The sequence below is a fragment of the Streptomyces sp. NPDC021224 genome, assembly GCF_044332905.1.
GTDB lineage: Bacteria > Actinomycetota > Actinomycetes > Streptomycetales > Streptomycetaceae > Actinacidiphila.
Genome location: NZ_JBIRPW010000020.1, coordinates 62,568 through 81,197, shown reverse-complemented (window position 1 = coordinate 81,197; position 18,630 = coordinate 62,568). Strand labels below are relative to the sequence as shown.

Genomic DNA, 18,630 nt, shown 5'->3' with positions numbered 1-18,630 from the left:
CGCTGCGGAGGGAAGGAGCGCACGGCGTGCAGGACGCGGACGTGGCGATCGTCGGAGCCGGCGCGGCAGGGCTGTCGCTGGCCCACGCGCTCACCTCGCCCCCCGGCGCGGGCCGGGTCCCGTCGCTCGTCGTGGTCGAGCCCTCGTCGTCCGGGTTGCGTCCGCCGCCGCGCACCTGGTGCTTCTGGGAGTCGGGGAGCGGGCCGTACGAGCGGGCGGTGGCCGCGTCGTGGCGGTGGCTGCGCGTGCACGACCGGCACGGCCGCGCGGTCGTCCGCGACATCTCCCCGCTGCGCTACAAGATGATCCGCTCGTCCGACTTCGAGGCGCTGGTCGGCGCGCACCTCGGCGGCCTGCCGGAAGTGCGGCGCGCGGACGGCACGGTGGAGCGGGTACGGGCGGTCGCCGGGGGCGCCGAGGCGCTGCTCACCACCGCCGGGGGGACCCGGCGGACCGTGCGCGCCCGCTGGCTGTTCGACTCCCGGCCCCGCCCCCGGCCGCCCGCCGCGCGCACCCTGCTGCTCCAGCACTTCCAGGGCTGGTTCGTCCGGACCCGCCGCCCGGTCTTCGACCCGCGCGTCGCCGACTGGATGGACTTCCGCGTCCCGCAGCCACGGCACGGCATGGCCTTCGGCTACGTCCTCCCCACCGGGCGCCACGAGGCCCTGGTGGAATACACGCAGTTCTCCGCCCGGGCGCTGACCCCCGACGCCTACCGGGCCGCCCTGCTCGACTACACCGGGCGGGTGCTGCGGCTGGGGGAGTTCGACGTCACGGACACCGAGACCGGCGCGATCCCCATGACCGACGGCCGCTTCGCCCGCAGCAGCGGCCCGGCGGTCTTCCGTATCGGCACCGCCGGGGGCGCCACCCGCCCCGCCACCGGCTACACCTTCGCCACCGTCCAGCGGCAGAGCCGGGCCATCGCGCGGGCCTACCGGGCGGGCCACGACCCCGTGCCGCCGCGTCCGCACCGCTCCCGGTCGGCGGCCATGGACGCGGTCCTGCTGCACGGGCTGGACAGCGGTGTCATCGACGGCGCCGACTTCTTCCCCCGGCTCTTCCGCGAGGTGCCCGCCGTACGGCTGCTGCGCTTCCTCGACGGGGCCACGCGCCTGCACGAGGACCTCGCGATCGGCCTGCACACGCCCGTCCTGCGCATGCTCCGGTCGGCCGCGGCGCTGCCCGCCCTTCCGCGCCGCCACTTCGTGGACCCCCCGGCGCCCCCGCCACCCCCACCGCCCGCCGGAGCCCTTCCCGGCGGGCCCGGGATCCGAGGAGAGACGTGATGGCGCTCCTGCACGACACCGACCTGGCCGCCGCCTTCGACCGCGGCGCCCGCAGCTACGACACGCTCGTCGCCGCCAACCCCGGATACCACCGTCAACTGCGGCGCTCGGCCCGCCGGCTGGACCTGCCGCACGGCGGCGCGGGCCTGCGCGTGCTCGACCTCGGCTGCGGCACCGGCGCGTCCACCGCCGCGCTGCTGCACGCCGCTCCCGCCGCCGACATCGTCGCCGTCGACGCGTCCGCGGGGATGCTGCGCCGCGCCGCGGCCAAACGGTGGCCGGACCGCGTCAGCTTCGTGCACGCCACCGCCGAGGCGCCGCCCGACGAGGTGTCGGACCGCCCGTTCGACGCGGTGTTCGCCGCCTACCTCTTCCGCAACCTCACCGACCCCGACGCCGTCCTCGCCCGCGTGCACGCGCTCCTCGTCCCCGGCGGCAGGCTCGCCGTCCACGAGTACGCGCTGAGCGGCCGTCCGGTGGACCGCGCGGTGTGGACGGCGGTGTGCAAGGGCATCGTCCAGCCGGCCGGTGCCCTGACCGGCAACCGCGCGCTCTACCGCCACCTGTGGCGCAGCGTGACCGGATTCGACACCGCCGCCGCCTTCGCCGCCCGCGTGGCGCGGGCCGGTTTCAGTACACCGCGGGTCCTGCCCGTCGCCGGATGGCAGGCCGGCATCGTGCACACCGTGCTCGCCCGCCGGGCCGCCGGTGTCCAGGACACCGCGCGGCCCTTCGCCGGTGCGGGGGAGGCACGGTGACCGGCGCCCTCCTGCGGCCCGGCGGCGGCCGCACCGGACGCGACAGGCGGATCCGCGTGCTGCCCGCGCACCCCGGCGCACCGCGGCCCGCCGGGCGGACGCGCTCCGCGGCCGTCGTCGGCGGCGGCATCGCCGGACTCACCGCGGCCACCGCGCTGGCCGAACGCGGCGTCGAGGTCACCGTGTACGAGCGGCGGCCCTTCCTCGGCGGGCGGGTGGGCGGCTGGCCCGTGCGGCTCGCGGACGGCAGCGACGCCACCATGAGCCGCGGCTTCCACGCGTTCTTCCGCCAGTACTACAACCTGCGCGCGCTGCTGCGCCGTACCGACCCGCGACTCGCCGGGCTGACCGGCCTGCCCGACTACCCGCTCCAGCACAGCAGCGGCCTGCGCGACAGCTTCCGGCACGTTCCGCGCACCCCGCCGCTGAGCGCTCTCGGCTTCGTCGCCCTGAGCCCCGCCTTCACCGTCCGCGACCTGCTGCGCATGCACCCCGTGGCCGCCCTGCCGCTGCTGGACGTGCGGGTGCCGGACGTCTACCGCCGCCTGGACCACCTCAGCGCCGCGGAGTACCTGGACGCCATCGGGTTCCCGGCAGCCGCGAACAGCCTGGCCTTCTCCGTCTTCTCGCGCAGCTTCTTCGCCGACCCCGCCGAACTGTCCGCGGCCGAGATGGCGCTGATGTTCCACATCTACTTCCTCGGCTCCAGCGAGGGCCTGCTCTTCGACGTCCCCGACGCCCCCTACCCGCAGGCCCTCTGGGAACCGCTGCGCCGCCACCTGGGCGGGCACGCCGCGGACGTGCGCACCGGGGCCGCCGTCCACGGTGTCACCCCCGTGCCCGGCGGCGGATACGTCGTCGAGACCGACGACACCGCGGACCGCCACGACACCGTCGTCCTCGCGCTGGACGCCGCCGGGCTGCGCACCCTGGTGGGCGCCTCACCGCGACTCGGCGACCGGCCCTGGCGCGAACGCGTCGCCCGGCTGCGCACCGCCCCTCCCTTCCTGGTCTCCCGGCTGTGGCTCGACCGCCCGGTGGCCCGCGACCGCCCCGGATTCCTCGGCACCAGCGGCTACGGCCCGCTCGACAACGCCAGCGTCCTGGAACGGTGGGAGAGCCAGGCCGCCGACTGGGCCGCGCGGACCGGCGGCTCCGTGGTCGAACTGCACGCCTACGCACTGCGCGACGACACCGCGCGGGAGGCGCAGCAGGACCTCCTGCTGCGCCAGCTCCACCGCCTCTACCCCGAGACCCGCGACGCCCGCGTCGTGGACGCCCGCCACGAGTGGCAGGCCGACTGCCCCCTCTTCCCCGTCGGCTCCCACCACGACCGCCCCACCGTCACCACCCCCGACCCGGGCCTCGTCCTCGCGGGCGACCTCGTCCGCACCGACCTCCCCGTCGCGCTCATGGAACGGGCGGCCACCACCGGCTTCCTCGCGGCCAACACCCTCCTGCGCCGCTGGGGCGTGCGCGGCCACACCCTGTACACCGTCCCGGACCGCGGCCGCTCGGCGCCGCTGCGCGCCGCGGCCGCCCTCGCCCGCCCCCTCCGAGCGCCCGCCCCGCCCGTACCGGCACCCTGACGTCCCGGCCGGACCGGGCCCCCGAGGGCCGCTCGCCGGCAACGCCACGGACTGCGGCGAACACAGCGGACGCTCCCGGACCCGCTGCGGCGGGCGGGGGGACGGGGCGGCACGCCGAAATGGCTTGTCCCGCGGGCCGGATGCCGACCACGATCGCCTCATGACGACCAGAAAGGGCCATGCCGTCTAGGCACCCCGCCCGGCTCTCCGCCGCTCGCGCGCCGCCGGCCGCCGTCCCAACGCAGCGCCCGACGGCCGTGACCGCCCCACTCACCCAGGAGAGCCCGCCCGTGCAGAAGACCGCCCTCGTCCCCTACGCGCACCTTCCCCGAGCGCACCACGACCGCCATGTGCTGACCAGCACCGTCGACGTTCACGGCACCGCCCATTGGCTGCTCGTCGACCATGCTCCTGCGCAGCGCGGAGGGAATGTCCGGCCCTTTGACGCGCTGGTCGTCTCCGTCGATCCGGGCGGCAGTGTCGAACTCACCGAGCTGAGCACCGTGCGGGCCCGCTGGCCGCACCTGGACCGCCTGCCCGGCGGCGGGTTCGTCGTCGCCGCGTCCCGCACCCGCCGGCCGGCAGCCGCGGACCAGGCGCAGGTCTTCGACGCGCTCGGCCGCGAGACCTCGTCCTTCTCCGTCGGGGACGCCGTCGAGCACCTGCTCGTGGACGAGGCCGGGCACATCTGGGTCGGGCACTTCGACGAGAACCCGGCGGGTGTCCGCCGCTGGAGTGCCACGGGCCGACTCGTCCGGACGTCGGACGACGCCCACATCCCCGGCCTCTTCGACTGCTACGCCCTGAACGTGTCGGGCACCGTCGCCTGGGCGTGCCCGTACACGGACTTCCCGCTCGTGGAGATACGTCCCGGCCGCACCGACCGGCCCGTGAGGGTGTGGGCGAACCGCGTACGGGGCGCCAAAGCGGTGGCCGTCCACGGCGAGCGGGTCGCCTTCGACGGCGGCTACGGTGAGGAGCAGGACCGGCTCGTCCGCGCGGAGATCGCCGACACATCGGTCGAGCAGGAGGACGCCGGCCTGCTCACCCTGCCCGACGGCGCCGCCCCCGGCCTTCGGCGGGTCGTCGGCCGGGGCAGCAGGATCTACGTCCAGGCCGAGCCGTTCACAACCTGGGGCGTTTTCGACCTCGGCGGCTGACACCCGGGGGTGGAAGGCCGACCCCGCCCGTCCCGTCCGGGCCGCACCGACGCTCCGCCGACGCCCCCTCTCCGTGCCGGGGTCAGGACGTGATCGAGGCGCGGAAGTGGTAGCGGTCGCCGCGGTAGGCGGCCAGGGTCAGTTCGAGGGGGCGGCCGTTCTGGTTGTAGGCGAGCTGGTAGGCGACGAGGACGGGGGTGGCGTCGGTGATCTCCAGGAGTTCGCGTTCGGTGGCGTCCGGCTGCCGGGCCTCCACGGAGTAGTCCGCGACCTGCGGGTTCTGCGGCGGCTCGGCGCCGCGCAGGGTCGCGAACAGTGAGGCCTCGGTGAAGTCGGTCTCCGCCAGGACCGGGCACAGCGCGAGCGGCAGCCGGTTGTGTTCCAGGACGACGACCTGGCCGTCGAGGAACCGCAGCCGGCGCATCTCGAAGAGGGCCGCGCCGGGGCCGACGCGCAGCGTTTCCGCCTCCGAGACGGTGGCCGGGCGGACCACGGAGTGCAGTACCCGGGCGCGGGTGACGAGCCCGTGCTTGGCCGCGTAGTCCGCGAAGCCCTCGACGGTGTGCGGGCTGGTGCCGGTGCCGCGGAAGTCCGGGGCACCGGCCTTCTCCTCCTCGGGGAAGGCAGTGGTCCGTGCCACGAACCAGCCGCGGGCCGCGGCCGATTCGAGCATGCCCCGGGCGGCCAGGTCGGTGAGCGCCGCGCGCATGGTCACCCGGGAGACCTCGTACCGCGTGGCCAGGGCCCGCTCGGAGGGCAGGCGGTCCCCGGCGTGGGCGCCGCCCGCGGAGACGTCGGCCCACAGGCGTGCCGCCACCTGGGCGTAGAGCGGCAGCGCGTCGTCGGACAGCAGGCTCTGCGGGAGGCGGGAAGGCGTCGTTTCCGGAGTAGGCATACCAGAAGCATACCAGTTGGTGACTATTGACGGCCACCTGGCAGACCAGTTACCGTTCCCACGAGCCCGGCACCAATGAGGCAAATGGGTGTGAACGGTAGGAAAGCCAGGTGTTGACCATGCAGAGCGCGTTGGACGAGGTGGTCCGGCGGCAGAAGGCCGGGGAGCCGCGGGGCATCACCTCGGTGTGTTCCGCCCACCCCCTGGTCATCGAGGCGGCCGTGCGGCAGGCCGTCGAGACCGGAGACGACCTGCTGGTGGAGGCGACCTCCAACCAGGTCGACCAGTACGGCGGCTACACGGGCATGCGGCCCGCGGACTTCCGCGACCTCGTGCACCGGACCGCGGCCGCGTCCGGTCTGCCACTGGACCGGGTCATCCTCGGCGGCGACCACCTCGGCCCGAACCGTTGGCGGTCCCTCCCACCCGGCGAGGCGATGGAGCAGGCCGCCGGCCTTGTCACCGCCTACGCCGAGGCGGGCTTCACCAAGATCCACCTGGACTGCAGCTTCTCCTGCGCCGGCGACCCCGTGCCGCTGACCGACGACATCGTCGCCGACCGCGCCGCGCGGCTGATCCGGACGGTCGAGGACGCCGTCGGCCCGGCGCGGGCGGAGCGGATCCGGTACGTGATCGGCACCGAGGTCCCCACCCCCGGGGGCGCGCACGAGACGCTCGGCGCCCTGCGCCCGACCGGGGCCGAGGCCGCCCGCACGACCCTGGAGCAGCACCGCAAGGCGTTCGCCGAGCACGGCGTCGAGGGCGTCTGGCCGCGCGTGACGGCGCTGGTGGTGCAGCCCGCCGTGGAGTTCGACCACCTGCGGGTCGTCGACTACCGGCCGGAGCTGACCGAGGAGCTGCGCCGGGTACTCGACGACGAGCCCGCCATGGTCTACGAGGCGCACTCCACCGACTACCAGACCCCCGAGGCGCTCACCGCGCTGGTCCGGGACCACTGGGCGGTCCTCAAGGTGGGCCCGGGACTGACCTTCGCCCTGCGCGAGGCGCTGTTCGCGCTCGCCGCGATCGAGGACGAGCTGGTACCGGCCGCCGAGCGGTCGCGGCTTCCTGAAGTCGTCGAGCGCCGGATGCTCGCCGAGCCCGCCCAGTGGGAGGGCTACTACCCGGGCGGCGCCGACGCGCAGCGCCTGGCCCGCCGCTACAGCTACAGCGACCGGCTGCGCTACTACTGGCCCGACCCCGAGATCGAGGCCGCGCAGGAGCGGCTGCTGCGCAACCTCTCGGCCGTGGACATCCCGCTGCCGCTGCTCAGCGCCCACCTCCCGCTCCAGTACGCCCGCGTCCGCCGCGGCGAGCTGGCCCCCCGGCCGCGCGACCTGGCCGTCGACCACGTCCGCGACGTCCTGCGCGACTACGCACGAGCCACCCGCCCGCACCAGAAGGAGTACGTGTGACCACGCCCACCGGCACGCTTCCCGTCGACGACGGCGCTGCCCACACCGTCCGCGAGATCGCCCAGCAGCCCGCCCTGTGGCGGGAGGTCGAGCGGATCGTCGCCGCCTCCCGCGAGTCGCTGGACGCCTTCCTGCGTCCGCTGACCGCCCGCGCCGACCTGCGCGTGGTGCTCACCGGCGCCGGCACCTCCGCCTTCGCCGGCCAGGTGCTCCAGCCGGCGCTGGCCCGGCGTCTGGGGCGGCGCGTCGACGCGGTCGCCACCACCGACCTGGTGTCCGACCCGCGCGGCTGCCTCGCCGAGGACGTGCCCACGCTGCTGGTGTCGTTCGCGAGGTCGGGCGACAGCCCGGAGTCCGTGGCCGCCACCGCGATCGCCGACCAGGTGCTCTCCGAGGTGCACCACCTCGTGATCACCTGCAACGAGCAGGGCCGGCTGGCACACGACCACGCCGGGCGCCCGTCGTCCTACGTGCTGCTGATGCCGCCCGCGTCCAACGACCGCGGCTTCGCCATGACGTCGAGCTTCACGTGCATGACGCTGGCGGCGCTGCTCGCGCTCGGCGGCGCGGCGTACTCCGGGGTCGCCGAGCGCCTGGCGGCGGCGGCCGAGGCGATCACCGCCGAGGACGCCGTGGCCCGCACGGCGGGCGCCCTCGTCGGCCGCGCCCCCGAGCGCATCGTCTTCCTGGGCAGCGGACCGCTGAAGGGCCTCGCCGAGGAGTCGGCGCTGAAGGTGGTCGAACTCACCGGCGGGACGCTCGTGACCGTCGCGGACTCCTCGATGGGTTTCCGGCACGGCCCCAAGGCGGTGCTGAACGACCGTACGGTGGCAGTGGTGTACCTGTCGAACGACCCGTACACCCGCCGGTACGACCTGGACATCGCCGCGGAGCTGCGCGGGAATCTCCCCCCGCACAGCGTCGTCACCGTCTCGGCGGACCTCGGCGACGGCACGGAGGGCAGCGGCGACGACGCCTGGCTGCTCCCGGGTCTCGCCGGCACCGAGGACGCCGCCCTGGCGCTTTCCGCCGTGGTGTTCGCCCAGCTCATCGCCCTGCGCGCCTCCCAGGCCCGGGGCCTGCGGCCCGACAACCCGTTTCCCGCGGGTGAGGTGAACCGCGTCGTGGAGGGCGTGATCCTGCACTCCCTGCAGGACTGACCGGACAGATCAAACGGCGCAGAACGAATGCGCCGGACGGAGGTACAACGATGTTCCTAGGCGTCGACGGCGGGGGTACGAAGACCGCGTTCTGCCTGGTCGACCGGTCCGGACGCGTGGTGGCGCGGGCCCAGGCGGCAAGCTCGTACTACTTCTCACAGGGCGTCGGCCTCGTCGAGCGGGTACTCAAGGAGGGCGTGGACGCGATCTGCGCCACAGCCGGGATCGCCCCGGCCGACATCGAGTACGCCTTCTTCGGGCTGCCCGGCTACGGCGAGGCGGCGGGCGACCTGCCCGTGCTGGACGCCACACCGCGAGGAGTGCTCGGGCACGACCGCTACGCCTGCGACAACGACATGGTCTGCGGCTGGGCGGGATCGCTGGGCGCGGTCGACGGCATCAACGTCATCAGCGGCACCGGTTCGATGACGTACGGTGAGCGGCAGGGCGAGGGCGTCCGCGTCGGCGGCTGGGGCGAGATCTTCGGCGACGAGGGCTCGGGGTACTGGATCGCGGTCCGTGGCCTCAACGCCTTCTCCCGGATGAGCGACGGGCGGCTGCCGGAGGGCCCCCTCGGCGGGGTGTTCCGGCGTCACCTGGGGCTCGCCTCCGACCTCGACGTGATCGACGTCGTGCACAACCGGTGGCAGGGGGACCGGAGCCGGATCGCCGCGCTCAGCCGCCCGGTCGCCGAGGCGGCCGACCTCGGCGACGAGACCGCCGCCGCGATCCTCCGTGAGGCCGGCCACGAACTGGCCCGGCTCGTCGACGTCACCCGTGAGCGGCTGGGTTTCGGCCCGGACGAGACGGTCCCGGTCTCCTACTCCGGCGGCACGTTCGGCGCCGGCCAGGTCCTGGAGGCCTTCACCGCCGGACTGAAGAATCGTTTCTCCATCTATGAACTGCGTCGCCCTCTCTACGAGCCGGTCGTAGGCGCAGCCCTGTACGCGGCGAAACTCGCCGGTACCCCCCTGCCCCGGACCGCGCTCGACGCACTGCGCGAGAGCCCCGGTTCCCCCGTCTCCGGAGAGGACGACCGATGAAGAACGCCAAGAAGAGCTGGATCCTGTACGCGTCGTTGCTCGTCCTGTTCTGGGGCGTGTGGGGTGCCTTCTCCAGCGAGCCGAACAGCCGGTACGACTACCCCAACGAGATGATCTACGTCATCTGGGCGTTCACGATGCTCATCCCCGCGTACTTCGCGATGCGCGGCAACACCTTCGACCGGCGGCCGATCGCCGCGGTGTACGGGCTGATCGCGGGACTGACCGGCGCCGGAGGACAGCTGCTGCTGTTCCGGGCGCTCGCCGACGGCCCGGCGTACCTGATCTTCCCGCTGGTGTCGCTCTCCCCGGTGATCACCGTCCTCATGGCGATGGCGCTGCTGCGCGAGCGGATCACCCGGCTCGCGGTCGTGGGCGTGGTGCTGGCGCTGGTGGCGATCGTGCTGCTCAGCATCCCCGGTGGCGGCGGCGACTCGCACGCGCACGGCCCGTGGCTGCTGATGGCGATCGGGATCTGCGTCGCCTGGGGCGTGCAGGCGTTCTGCATGCGCAAGGCGGCACTCGTCGGGGTCAACGACGCGACGACCTTCGGCTGGATGACCATCAGCGGTCTGCTGCTGGTCCCGGTGGCGCTCGCGATGGCGGGCGGATTCCCGACCGACTACCCGTGGCAGGCGCCGACGCTCACCGCCGTCACCCAGGTCCTCAACGCGGTCGGCGCGCTGTTCCTGGTCATGGCCTTCAGCCGGGGCAAGGCCTCGGTGGTGGCCCCGGTCACCAACGCGCTGGCGCCGGTGCTGACCATCATCCTGTCCCTGGCCGTCTACCAGACGCTGCCCAACATCTGGGGCGCCATTGGCATCGTGCTCGCACTCGGCGGCTCCACGCTCATGGTCTACAGCGACGAGAAGGGCGACGACGCGGACTCCGTGGCCCCGGGGGCCCTGGACGAGGACACCCCCGTCGGCGCGGCCTCCGCCGCGCAGAAGCTCTGATCACCACCCCTGCGGCGGCCGGTACGGATGTGACACTCGTCCGCACCGGCCGCACCGCGTCCCACGCACGCACGCACCCGCCGTCCATCAGCCGTCACCCATCAGCCGTCAAAGCGACATGAAAGCGAGGGGATTGCCCCATGTCCCTGGTTCCGACGCGTGACCTCGTCTCGGAGGCCGCGGCCACCGGCCGGGCCGTCGCGGCGTTCAACGTGATCACGCTGGAGCACGCCGAGGCGATCACCGCGGGCGCGTCCGCGGCGGGCGCCGCGGTGATCCTCCAGATCAGCGAGAACGCCGTGCGGTTCCACGGCGGGCGGGTCGCGCCGATCGCGCGCGCCGCGGCCGAGGTCGCCCGTGCGTGCGACATCGACGTGGCCCTGCACCTGGACCACGTCACGGACATGGACCTGCTGCGCACGGCGGCCGATGCGGGCTTCTCCTCCGCGATGTTCGACGCCGGCGCGCAGCCGTACGCCGAGAACCTCGCGGCCACCCGCGCCGCGGCGCAGTGGGCCCACGCCGCCGGGGTGTGGCTGGAGGCCGAGCTGGGCTACGTGGGCGGCAAGCCCGACGCCCCCGCGAGCGCCCACGCGGCCGGCGTCCGCACCGACCCGGTGGAGGCGGCGGACTATGTCGCGCGGACCGGCGTGGACGCCCTGGCCGTCGCCGTCGGCAGCAGCCACGCGATGACCGAGCGTTCGGCCGCCCTGGACCACGAGCTGATCGGACGGCTCCGCCGGGCCGTCCCCGTACCGCTGGTCCTGCACGGCTCCTCGGGTGTCGGCGACGAGGAGCTGCGCCGCGCCGTCCGGGCCGGCATCGCGAAGGTCAACATCGGGACCGCCCTCAACATCGCCTTCACCCGCGCGGTCCGCGAGACCCTGGCGGCGAGGCCGGACCTGACCGACCCCCGCCCCTACGTCAGCAGCGGCCGCGACGCCATGGCGGAGACGGTGCGGGCGCTGATCGGAGTGGTGAACGGCTGAGCTGCGGCCGTCGCCGACCGGGCAGGCGCGGCGCGGCTCGGTACGGCCGCGCTCAGTGCGGGAAGTGCCGCGGCAGCTCCGCGGTGAGCGCGGCCGCGGCGGGGGAGAGCCAGCGCCGCCGGTGGCGGGCCAGTTGCACCGTGACGTCGGGGAAGCGCGTGCCGGGCACCTGCGTCAGGCGGCCCGACGCGAGCGCGTCCGAGACGTTGACGTGGGCCAGCAGGCTGAGGCCGAGGCCCGCGGCCACGCACGACCTGGCGGCCTCCAGGCTGCCGAAGCGCGTGATCCTGGGCTGCGCGTCCTCGGCGGCGGTGAGCAGCCGTTCGATGAAGCGGTCGCTGTACGAGCAGCCCTGTTCGTGCAGGAAGTAGTCCTCGCGGGCCAGTTCCGCCCAGTCCGCGGGCGCGTCGGCAGGCGAATCGGCGGGCGAATCGGCGGCGTCGCGGGTGGCGACGGGGTGGTCGGGAGCGCAGACGAGTACCAGGGGTTCGTGGGCCAGCGGTGTGCACTCGATGTCGCGGAAGGCGGCCTCGTCCTCCAGCAGCAGGGCGAGGTCCAGTTCGCCGTCGCGGAGTGCGGTGACGGCTGCGGCGGTTCCCATCGTGCGCAGGTCCACCTCGATCCCGGGGTGGCTGCGCCGCAGGGCGGCGATGACTGCCGGCAGCCGCGCGGACACCAGCGTCTCACCGGCCGAGAGCACGACGCGTCCGGTCACTTGGCCGCCCGCGCCGCCTGCCGAGGCGGCGACCGCCCGCAGCCGGGACTCGGCTTCCAGCACCGCCTCGGCCTGCGCCAGCACTTCGCGCCCGGCGCCGGTGAGCACCACCCCGCGGGGCAGCCGGTCGAACAGGCGCAGGCCGAACTCCTTCTCCAGCGCCTGCACCTGCGCGGTGACGGTGGACTGGACGAGGTGCAGGTGCTCGGCCGCGGCGGTCAGGTTCTCCGTGCGGGCGACGGTGGCGAAGGTGCGCAGCAGTCGGGTGTCCATGTCCTGCACCCTAGCCTCTTGTCATCGGGTGAGCCGATGCCTTGGATCGACAGCGATCGTTTGTGGGGATGTCTGGGTGCTGTCACGGTAGGGGCATGAACCTGCAGACACGTCCCGACATCCTGCGCTACACCGCTTTCACGACCGATCCTGCCGGTGGGAACCCGGCCGGTGTCGTCCTCGACGCGGCCGCGCTGGACGATGCCGCCATGCTCGCGACCGCTGCCGAAGTCGGCTACTCGGAGACCGCGTTCGTCACCGCCGCGGACCACGGGGCACGGCGGTTCCGGCTGCGGTACTTCAGCCCGCTGGCCGAGGTCGCCTTCTGCGGTCACGCGACCGTCGCCACCGCGGTGGCGCTGGCCGAACGCCACGGCCCCGGCCCGCTCGTCTTCGACACACCGGTCGGGGAGATCGCCCTGGACACCACCGCGGACCCGGCGGGTGCTGTGACGGCGACGCTCACCAGCGTCCCCACCCGCTCCCGGCCGGCGACCGGCGAGGAGGTGAGCACCTCGCTTGCGGCTCTGCGCTGGTCGCCCGGCGACCTCGACCCGGCGCTCCCGCCGCACGTGGCCTTCGGCGGCAACGAGCACCTGGTCCTGGCCGTGGCCACCCGCGAGCGCCTGGCGGACCTCGACTACGACTTCGACGCCCTGGCCGCGATCATGCACCGCCACGGCTGGACCACGCTCCAGCTGGTCTGGCGCGAGAGGCCGGAGGTCTTCCACGCCCGTGACCCCTTCCCGATCGGCGGTGTCGTCGAGGACCCGGCAACCGGTGCCGCGGCCGCCGCCTTCGGCGGCTACCTGCGCACCCTCGCAGCCCTCCCGCCCTCCGGCGCCTTCACCATCCACCAGGGCGAAGACCTCGGCCGCCCCAGCCTGCTCCGGGTCGAGGCCTCCGCCACGGACCCACGCGTCCGCGTGAGCGGCCAGGCCGTGGTGATCACGGATACCGAGCGCGTGCCGCGGTGAACGAACGCTCGCGGCGGCACGAGGCCGCGCCGGCCCCGCCCCCGGTGGTGGCGGGGCCGGCGGCGTGGCGGGTCAGCACATCTTGTAGCTGGTCCTCGTGCTGTTGTAGGAGCAGGTGCCGGTCCTGGTCCCGGTGGAGGTCTTGAGGGTGGCGGTGTCCTTGTCGTTGTTCCAGATGTAGTTGCCGCTGCCCCAGTAGCGGTTGGTGGTGGTGTTGGTGCCCTTGCCGGTGTGTATCGTGACGGTCTTTCCCGCGCCGAGGGTGTAGGCGGTGAAGGTGTACTTGTGGGCGGAGGCGTCGGTGACGCTCCAGCCCTTGAGCGAGACGCTCTTGCTGGTGGTGTTCTTTATCTGCACGTACTCGGCGTTGAGGCTCGCGGCCGACCGGGTGTCCGTGCCGGGGCTGTTGTAGTAGATCTTGTACAGGTGGACCGAGCCGGACGCGGCCTGCGCGGGCGCGGCGGCCAGTGCGAGAGCGGCGGCGCCGCAGACGGCGAGCGCGGCAGCGGCGGCGGTGGTACGGGTGTGATGCATGCGTTTCCCCTGATGCGTGACCGGGTCCCCTTGCCCGGCAGATCGCCCAGAGTAGGGACATGTCCCACCACCGGGGGCGTCATTACCGAATCGGGACGGTCAAAGGGCCCCGGGGCGGGGGGCCGTCGTGTGCGGGACAGTCGCCTCGTGTGCGGTCGGTCGTCGCGTCCTGTCCGCTCTTGATCGATGATGAACAGTCACCTAAAGTGCGTGCGGCTGTGCTTGGGGAAGCGCGGCCTGGGGGTGCGGAGATCGACGGACCGATCGAGGCTCCGTTGACGTGCCCGCACGTCACATTTCTGGGGGGTTCCATGCGATTGCAGAAGATCACGCTTGCCGTGGCCGCGGGAGCGCTGGCGGGCGCCGCGCTGACCGTGCTGCCGGCGACACCGGCGGCGGCAAGGACGTGGTGGTGCCGCTGGGATTCGCGGTCCAGTACTACCGGCTCTCCGATCTGCAGCCCGACGGCGAGCCCGTGATGCTGAGCGACCTCGCGGCGTCCGTCGCGGTCGCGAACGACGGCACCCTCGCGGTCGGGAACTTCAGCTACTGGACCGCGCCCTCGGTCGGGGTGTCCGTGATCAGGCCCGGCGAGTCCGGGCCACGGCGGACGTACGCCCCGCAGGTCAACAGGAGCGGGCTGGCGTGGTCCGCGGACGGCACCCGGCTGTACGCGGTCTCGGGGGGCACCACGGGCCAGGGCATGACCGACCCGGTCCTCGACGTCTTCCGCGACCCCGAGCGGGGCGACACCGCGATGGATCTCACCGCCCCGTCCGCCGCCACCTCGGGAACGCCCTTCACCGTGCAGGGCTCGCTGACGTCGGCGGCCCCGTTCACCGCCGGGCAGAGCGTGCACGTCACACGTACCGACGCCGCGGATCCGGACGGTACGGCGCTGCCGGACGCGACGGTGGACGCCGGCGGACGGTTCTCCTTCACCGACGCGGTCACCGCCGAGGGCGCGGTGTCCTACCAGGTCACCTATGACGGCGACCAGGAGCACCGGCCGGCGCAGGCGTCGGCGTCGCTCGCCGTCACGGACGACGCGAAGGCGGACACCACGCTGTACCTGGCGTTCGAGAGCCGCGCGAAGGTCGGCAAGAAGCTGAAGATGGACGGCAGGCTCAGCGCCGCCGATTCGATCCCCGCGGGCGCGACGGTGACCGTCACCCGCCAGGACGGCAGCGGCCCGGTCCCGGCGCTCGTCGGTACGCGCACGGTCGCCGCCGACGGCACCTTCCAGATCGCCGACGTCCCCCTGGTCGCGGGCCCGGCCGTGTACACCGTCAGCTACTCCGGCGACGACGCGTACGCGGGCAGCACCGTCTCGCAGGCGGTGCAGGTGCTCTCCTAGGGGATAGGGGACGGGCGAACCGTCCCGGACGCCGCGCCGACCGCGCGGCAGGCCGTACCGCTCGTGCGCGCGCGGAACGGACCTGCCGCGCGGTCGGCGTTTCGTCGAGGGCACACCGGCGGAACGCGCCGCACGAGCGGGCCGCCCCCCTCGCGACCAGGATCCTTTTGGGACTCGCGCCGCAGTTATGTCATCGTATGAAGACATCACGTGATGACAAACCTGGGGAGAACGTCGATGACTGCCCGACATACAGGGTCCGACCTGCGGCAGCGTGCGCTGGTTCCGGTGCTGGTCTTCCTCGGCACGGTGGTCGCGGTGATCAGCAGCCTGGGGGCTCCGCTGGTCCCGACCATCGCCGACGTGGACCATGTGTCACTCACCGACGCGCAGTGGTCGCTCACGATCACGCTGCTGGTCGGATCGGTCGCCACCCCCGTGATGGGCCGCCTGGGAGACGGGCCCCACCGGCGCCGGGTCGTGCTGGGGGCGATCACCATGGTGCTGGCCGGCAGCGTGCTGGCGGCGCTGCCGCTGAGCTTCGGCTACCTCGTCGCCGGGCGGGGACTGCAGGGAGTGGGCCTTGGGCTCATCCCCCTGGCCATCGCCACCGCACGCGACGTGCTGCCGCCCGAGCGGTCGCGCCCGGCGGTGGCGCTGCTCTCCATCACCACCGTGGCCGGTGTCGGCCTCGGCTACCCGCTCACCGGGCTGATCACCGAGTCGATGGGCATCCACGCGGGCTTCTGGTTCGGCGCGATCATCAGCGGCCTCGCCCTGCTGGCCGCCGTGCTCGTCGTCCCCCAGGTCGGCCCCCGGGAGAAGCGGCCGCTGGACGCCCCCGGAGCGGCGCTGCTCGCGGTCGGACTGGCCTCGCTGCTCCTCGCGCTGAGCGAGGGCGAGGTCTGGGGCTGGACCTCGGCCAGGGTGCTGGGCCTGGTCCTGTTCGCGCTGGCGCTGCTGGTCGGCTGGGGCTTCCACGAGCTGCGGACCGCCCACCCGCTGGTGGACCTGCGGACGCTGCGCAACCGGTCGGTACTGACCGCCAACGTCGCCGGGCTGATAGCCGGTGTGGCGATGTACATGCTGATGTCGATGGTCACCCGCTTCGTGCAGACCCCGAGCGCCACCGGCTACGGCTTCGGCACGTCGGTCCTGGTGACCGGGCTGGTGCTGCTGCCGTTCTCCGCCGCCAGCGTCGCCTCCAGCAAGCTCGTGCCGCTGCTGACCCGGCGGACCTCCACCGCGATGGTGCTGCCGATCGGCTGCGCGATCTCGCTGCTGTCGATGGTGATGTTCCTGTTCGCCCGCGGCAGCCTGTGGGAGCTGTTCGTGGTCATGGGCATCGCCGGACTGGGCGTCGGCTGCACCTTCGCGGTGATGCCGGGCCTGATCGTCAGCGCCGTGCCCGCACACGAGACCGGCAGTGCCATCAGTTTCAACCAGGTGCTGCGTACCATCGGCTACACCACCGGCAGCGTGCTGAGCGCCGTCGTCCTGGAAGCGCATACCGCCCCGGGCCGGATGCTGCCGGACAACAGCGGCTACCAGGCCGCCGCCTGGCTGGGCTGTGCGATCTGGGTGGTCACCGGTGTCCTCGCGGTCGTCCTGCCCAGGCGGTCCGCCGCCGCGAAGCGCCCCGTGACCGCCGTGTCCCCCGTGACCGTGGACGAGGAGCTGATGGACGAGAGCATCGCCGACGCCGAGAGCGCCGAGGACAGCGTCACCGCGAGACCGGGCCGGTCCGGCCGGTGAGCCCCGCCAAACGGCGGGACTCCGCCCGCAGCCGGCAACTGCTGCTGGAGGCGGCGGCCGGCCTCTTCGCCGAGCGCGGGTTCGATCGCAGTACGACCAGGGAGATCGGCGAACGCGCGGGCGTCGACCCGGCCCTGATCGCCCGCTACTTCGGCGGCAAGGCACAGCTGTACATCGCCGTGCTCGACCTGGACCGGGCCAGCGCCCGCCCGGCCGACCTGCTGGAACCCGAACGCAACCGGATGCTGGTCGACCGCGTCGACCGGCGCGGCCCCGGCCCGGTCTTCCGCGCTGCGGTCACCCCGCTGGAGGACTCCGACGTCCACGCCACCGCCGTGGACCAGCTGCACTGGCGACTGGTGGACCCCCTGCGCGAGCGGTTCACCCGCGAGGGCCTGGACCGGCCCCAACTGCGGGCGGAACTCACGGTGGCCGCCTTCGTCGGCATCGTCCTGACACGCCACGGCGGCGCGTTCCGGACGCTCGCCGAGGCCCCCACGGACGACGTCGTCCACCTCGTACTGGACATGCTCAACCCGGTCCACGGCAGCGCGGACGCCTGATCCGGCCGCGGGAACGGGTTCAGGGCGTCGCCCTCCACGGGCACAGTTCGCCCGTGGAGTCCGGCCGGGTGCCGGACGCGCTGGCCGGCGGACCCCCGTCGGGGCTGAACGCCAGGGCGAGCAAAGGGGACCGCGGGGACATCAGGGAGAAGAGCCGCTCGCCGGTGACGGTGCCCCAGGCGAACACGGGCCCGTCGGAAACGCCCGCCAGGGTCTTGCCGTTGGGGCTGAAGACCAGATCGTTGACGTCGTCGGAGCCGTTGCGCCGTCCGGACCGACGGCCAGCGCCCGTACACCGCCGGGGACGGGCAGCGACGTGAGCAGGCCTTGCGTCACGGACGCGCGGTGTGCTCACCTCGGGGCGGCCCCGACCGGGGACGTGTCACCAGGGCACCTCCCCCTCGTCGTCGAAGAAGCGGCCCGTCGGTCCGTCGTCCGGTACGGTCGCCAGGCGGATCGCGCAGGCCGCGCCCTGCTGCGGGGTGCGCACGCCCTGGAAGCCGTTGAGGTCGGTCGCCGTGTAGCCGGGGCAGACGGCGTTGATCAGGACGGGCGTCCCGGCCAGTTCCCTGGCGTACTGCACGGTGACGGCGTTGAGGAAGGTCTTCGACGGGGAGTACGCGACGGCGATGGGGCCCACCTCGGCGCCCGGCGCGGTCTGGAGGGTGAGGGAGCCGACGCTGCTGGAGACGTTCACGATCCGCGGTGACGGCGAGCGGCGCAGCAGCGGCAGGAAGGCGTTGGTGACGCGGATGACGCCGATCACGTTGGTCTCCACGGCCGCCCGTACCCGGTTCACGTCGACCGTGGTGGGCTCCTGCGGCCCGCCCCCGGTGATCCCCGCGTTGTTGACGAGCGCGTCCAGGCGCCCGGTCCGCTCCTCGACCAGGCGGGCCGCCGCGGTCACGCTCGCGTCGTCCGTCACGTCCAGCGGTACGCCGAAGACGTCGGCCCCGGCCGCGCGCAGCGTGTCCACGGCGGCCGCGCGCCGTTCCTCGTTCCGCGCGCCGATGCCGACGGACCAGCCGAGGGCGCCGAGCCCGGCGGCGATCTCGTACCCGATGCCCTTGTTGGCCCCGGTCACCAGCGCGACCTTGGGGTGGTTCCCGGTGTTCGTCTCACTCATGGCACCGATGTTTCTCCCTGCCGGGAAGGGCGTCCAAGACCGACTCGGTGGACGGCGATACCGCCCGGGTATCGCC

Annotated in this window: 17 protein-coding genes; 13 read left to right on the top strand and 4 right to left on the bottom strand. The window is 73.6% G+C overall.

Going from position 1 to position 18,630, the window contains the following annotated elements; translation table 11 throughout:
- The first annotated feature begins 26 nt into the window (after positions 1-26).
- The 4 genes from ACH4PY_RS32815 (at position 27) to ACH4PY_RS32800 (ending at position 4,796) form a co-directional block, all read left to right on the top strand.
- Positions 27-1,289 (top strand): lycopene cyclase family protein, encoded by a 1,263-nt coding sequence (locus ACH4PY_RS32815; RefSeq protein ID WP_398191487.1) that lies wholly within the window; start codon positions 27-29, stop codon positions 1,287-1,289.
- Positions 1,289-2,047 carry a methyltransferase domain-containing protein gene (locus ACH4PY_RS32810; protein WP_398191484.1) on the top strand — a complete coding sequence of 253 codons (759 nt, stop codon included), beginning with the start codon at positions 1,289-1,291 and terminating at the stop codon, positions 2,045-2,047. The genes ACH4PY_RS32815 and ACH4PY_RS32810 overlap by 1 nt, the downstream gene beginning before the upstream one ends.
- Complete coding sequence (locus tag ACH4PY_RS32805; protein WP_398191481.1) at positions 2,044-3,636, top strand: FAD-dependent oxidoreductase; 1,593 nt, start codon at positions 2,044-2,046, stop codon at positions 3,634-3,636. Before ACH4PY_RS32810 ends, ACH4PY_RS32805 begins: the two co-directional genes overlap by 4 nt.
- Positions 3,637-3,926: 290 nt before the next feature.
- Entirely contained in the window at positions 3,927-4,796 is an 870-nt protein-coding gene (locus ACH4PY_RS32800; protein WP_398191478.1) for a hypothetical protein, read from the top strand.
- An 82-nt stretch (positions 4,797-4,878) separates the two neighbouring features.
- On the opposite strand, the gene ACH4PY_RS32795 is transcribed toward ACH4PY_RS32800, so the two are convergent.
- Positions 4,879-5,691 (bottom strand): GntR family transcriptional regulator, encoded by an 813-nt coding sequence (locus ACH4PY_RS32795; protein ID WP_398191475.1) that lies wholly within the window; start codon positions 5,689-5,691, stop codon positions 4,879-4,881.
- 119 nt (positions 5,692-5,810) lie between these two features.
- Between ACH4PY_RS32795 and ACH4PY_RS32790 the strand changes: the two genes are divergently transcribed.
- The 5 genes from ACH4PY_RS32790 (at position 5,811) to ACH4PY_RS32770 (ending at position 11,254) form a co-directional block, all read left to right on the top strand.
- A complete protein-coding gene (locus ACH4PY_RS32790) occupies positions 5,811-7,106 on the top strand; it encodes a D-tagatose-bisphosphate aldolase, class II, non-catalytic subunit (protein WP_398191472.1) in 1,296 nt (431 codons plus the stop codon).
- Positions 7,103-8,266, top strand: a complete 1,164-nt coding sequence (locus ACH4PY_RS32785) for an SIS domain-containing protein (protein WP_398191469.1) — start codon at positions 7,103-7,105, stop codon at positions 8,264-8,266. The genes ACH4PY_RS32790 and ACH4PY_RS32785 overlap by 4 nt, the downstream gene beginning before the upstream one ends.
- Before the next feature lie 50 nt (positions 8,267-8,316).
- Entirely contained in the window at positions 8,317-9,309 is a 993-nt protein-coding gene (locus tag ACH4PY_RS32780; RefSeq protein ID WP_398191466.1) for an N-acetylglucosamine kinase, read from the top strand.
- Positions 9,306-10,265, top strand: coding sequence for a DMT family transporter (locus ACH4PY_RS32775; RefSeq protein ID WP_398191463.1), 960 nt, complete (start codon positions 9,306-9,308; stop codon positions 10,263-10,265). Before ACH4PY_RS32780 ends, ACH4PY_RS32775 begins: the two co-directional genes overlap by 4 nt.
- 140 nt (positions 10,266-10,405) lie before the next feature.
- Positions 10,406-11,254 (top strand): ketose-bisphosphate aldolase, encoded by an 849-nt coding sequence (locus ACH4PY_RS32770; protein WP_398191460.1) that lies wholly within the window; start codon positions 10,406-10,408, stop codon positions 11,252-11,254.
- Between the two features lie 52 nt (positions 11,255-11,306).
- Here the strand turns inward: ACH4PY_RS32770 and ACH4PY_RS32765 are convergent, their stop codons facing one another.
- Positions 11,307-12,242 carry a LysR family transcriptional regulator gene (locus ACH4PY_RS32765; RefSeq protein ID WP_398191457.1) on the bottom strand — a complete coding sequence of 312 codons (936 nt, stop codon included), beginning with the start codon at positions 12,240-12,242 and terminating at the stop codon, positions 11,307-11,309.
- Between the two features lie 95 nt (positions 12,243-12,337).
- Here ACH4PY_RS32765 and ACH4PY_RS32760 point away from each other — a divergent pair, with 95 nt between their 5' ends.
- Positions 12,338-13,219, top strand: a complete 882-nt coding sequence (locus tag ACH4PY_RS32760) for a PhzF family phenazine biosynthesis isomerase (RefSeq protein ID WP_398191454.1) — start codon at positions 12,338-12,340, stop codon at positions 13,217-13,219.
- 72 nt (positions 13,220-13,291) lie between these two features.
- Here the strand turns inward: ACH4PY_RS32760 and ACH4PY_RS32755 are convergent, their stop codons facing one another.
- Positions 13,292-13,753, bottom strand: coding sequence for a lamin tail domain-containing protein (locus ACH4PY_RS32755; protein ID WP_398191451.1), 462 nt, complete (start codon positions 13,751-13,753; stop codon positions 13,292-13,294).
- Positions 13,754-14,165: 412 nt separating this feature from the next.
- Here ACH4PY_RS32755 and ACH4PY_RS32750 point away from each other — a divergent pair, with 412 nt between their 5' ends.
- From ACH4PY_RS32750 to ACH4PY_RS32740, 3 genes are all read left to right on the top strand, one after another.
- Positions 14,166-15,110 carry a hypothetical protein gene (locus ACH4PY_RS32750; protein ID WP_398191448.1) on the top strand — a complete coding sequence of 315 codons (945 nt, stop codon included), beginning with the start codon at positions 14,166-14,168 and terminating at the stop codon, positions 15,108-15,110.
- A 237-nt stretch (positions 15,111-15,347) separates the two neighbouring features.
- Positions 15,348-16,865 (top strand): MFS transporter, encoded by a 1,518-nt coding sequence (locus ACH4PY_RS32745; RefSeq protein ID WP_398191445.1) that lies wholly within the window; start codon positions 15,348-15,350, stop codon positions 16,863-16,865.
- Positions 16,862-17,428 (top strand): TetR family transcriptional regulator, encoded by a 567-nt coding sequence (locus ACH4PY_RS32740; RefSeq protein WP_398191442.1) that lies wholly within the window; start codon positions 16,862-16,864, stop codon positions 17,426-17,428. The genes ACH4PY_RS32745 and ACH4PY_RS32740 overlap by 4 nt, the downstream gene beginning before the upstream one ends.
- Before the next feature lie 382 nt (positions 17,429-17,810).
- On the opposite strand, the gene ACH4PY_RS32735 is transcribed toward ACH4PY_RS32740, so the two are convergent.
- Positions 17,811-18,554, bottom strand: a complete 744-nt coding sequence (locus ACH4PY_RS32735) for an SDR family oxidoreductase (protein ID WP_398191439.1) — start codon at positions 18,552-18,554, stop codon at positions 17,811-17,813.
- Positions 18,555-18,630 lie beyond the last annotated feature (76 nt).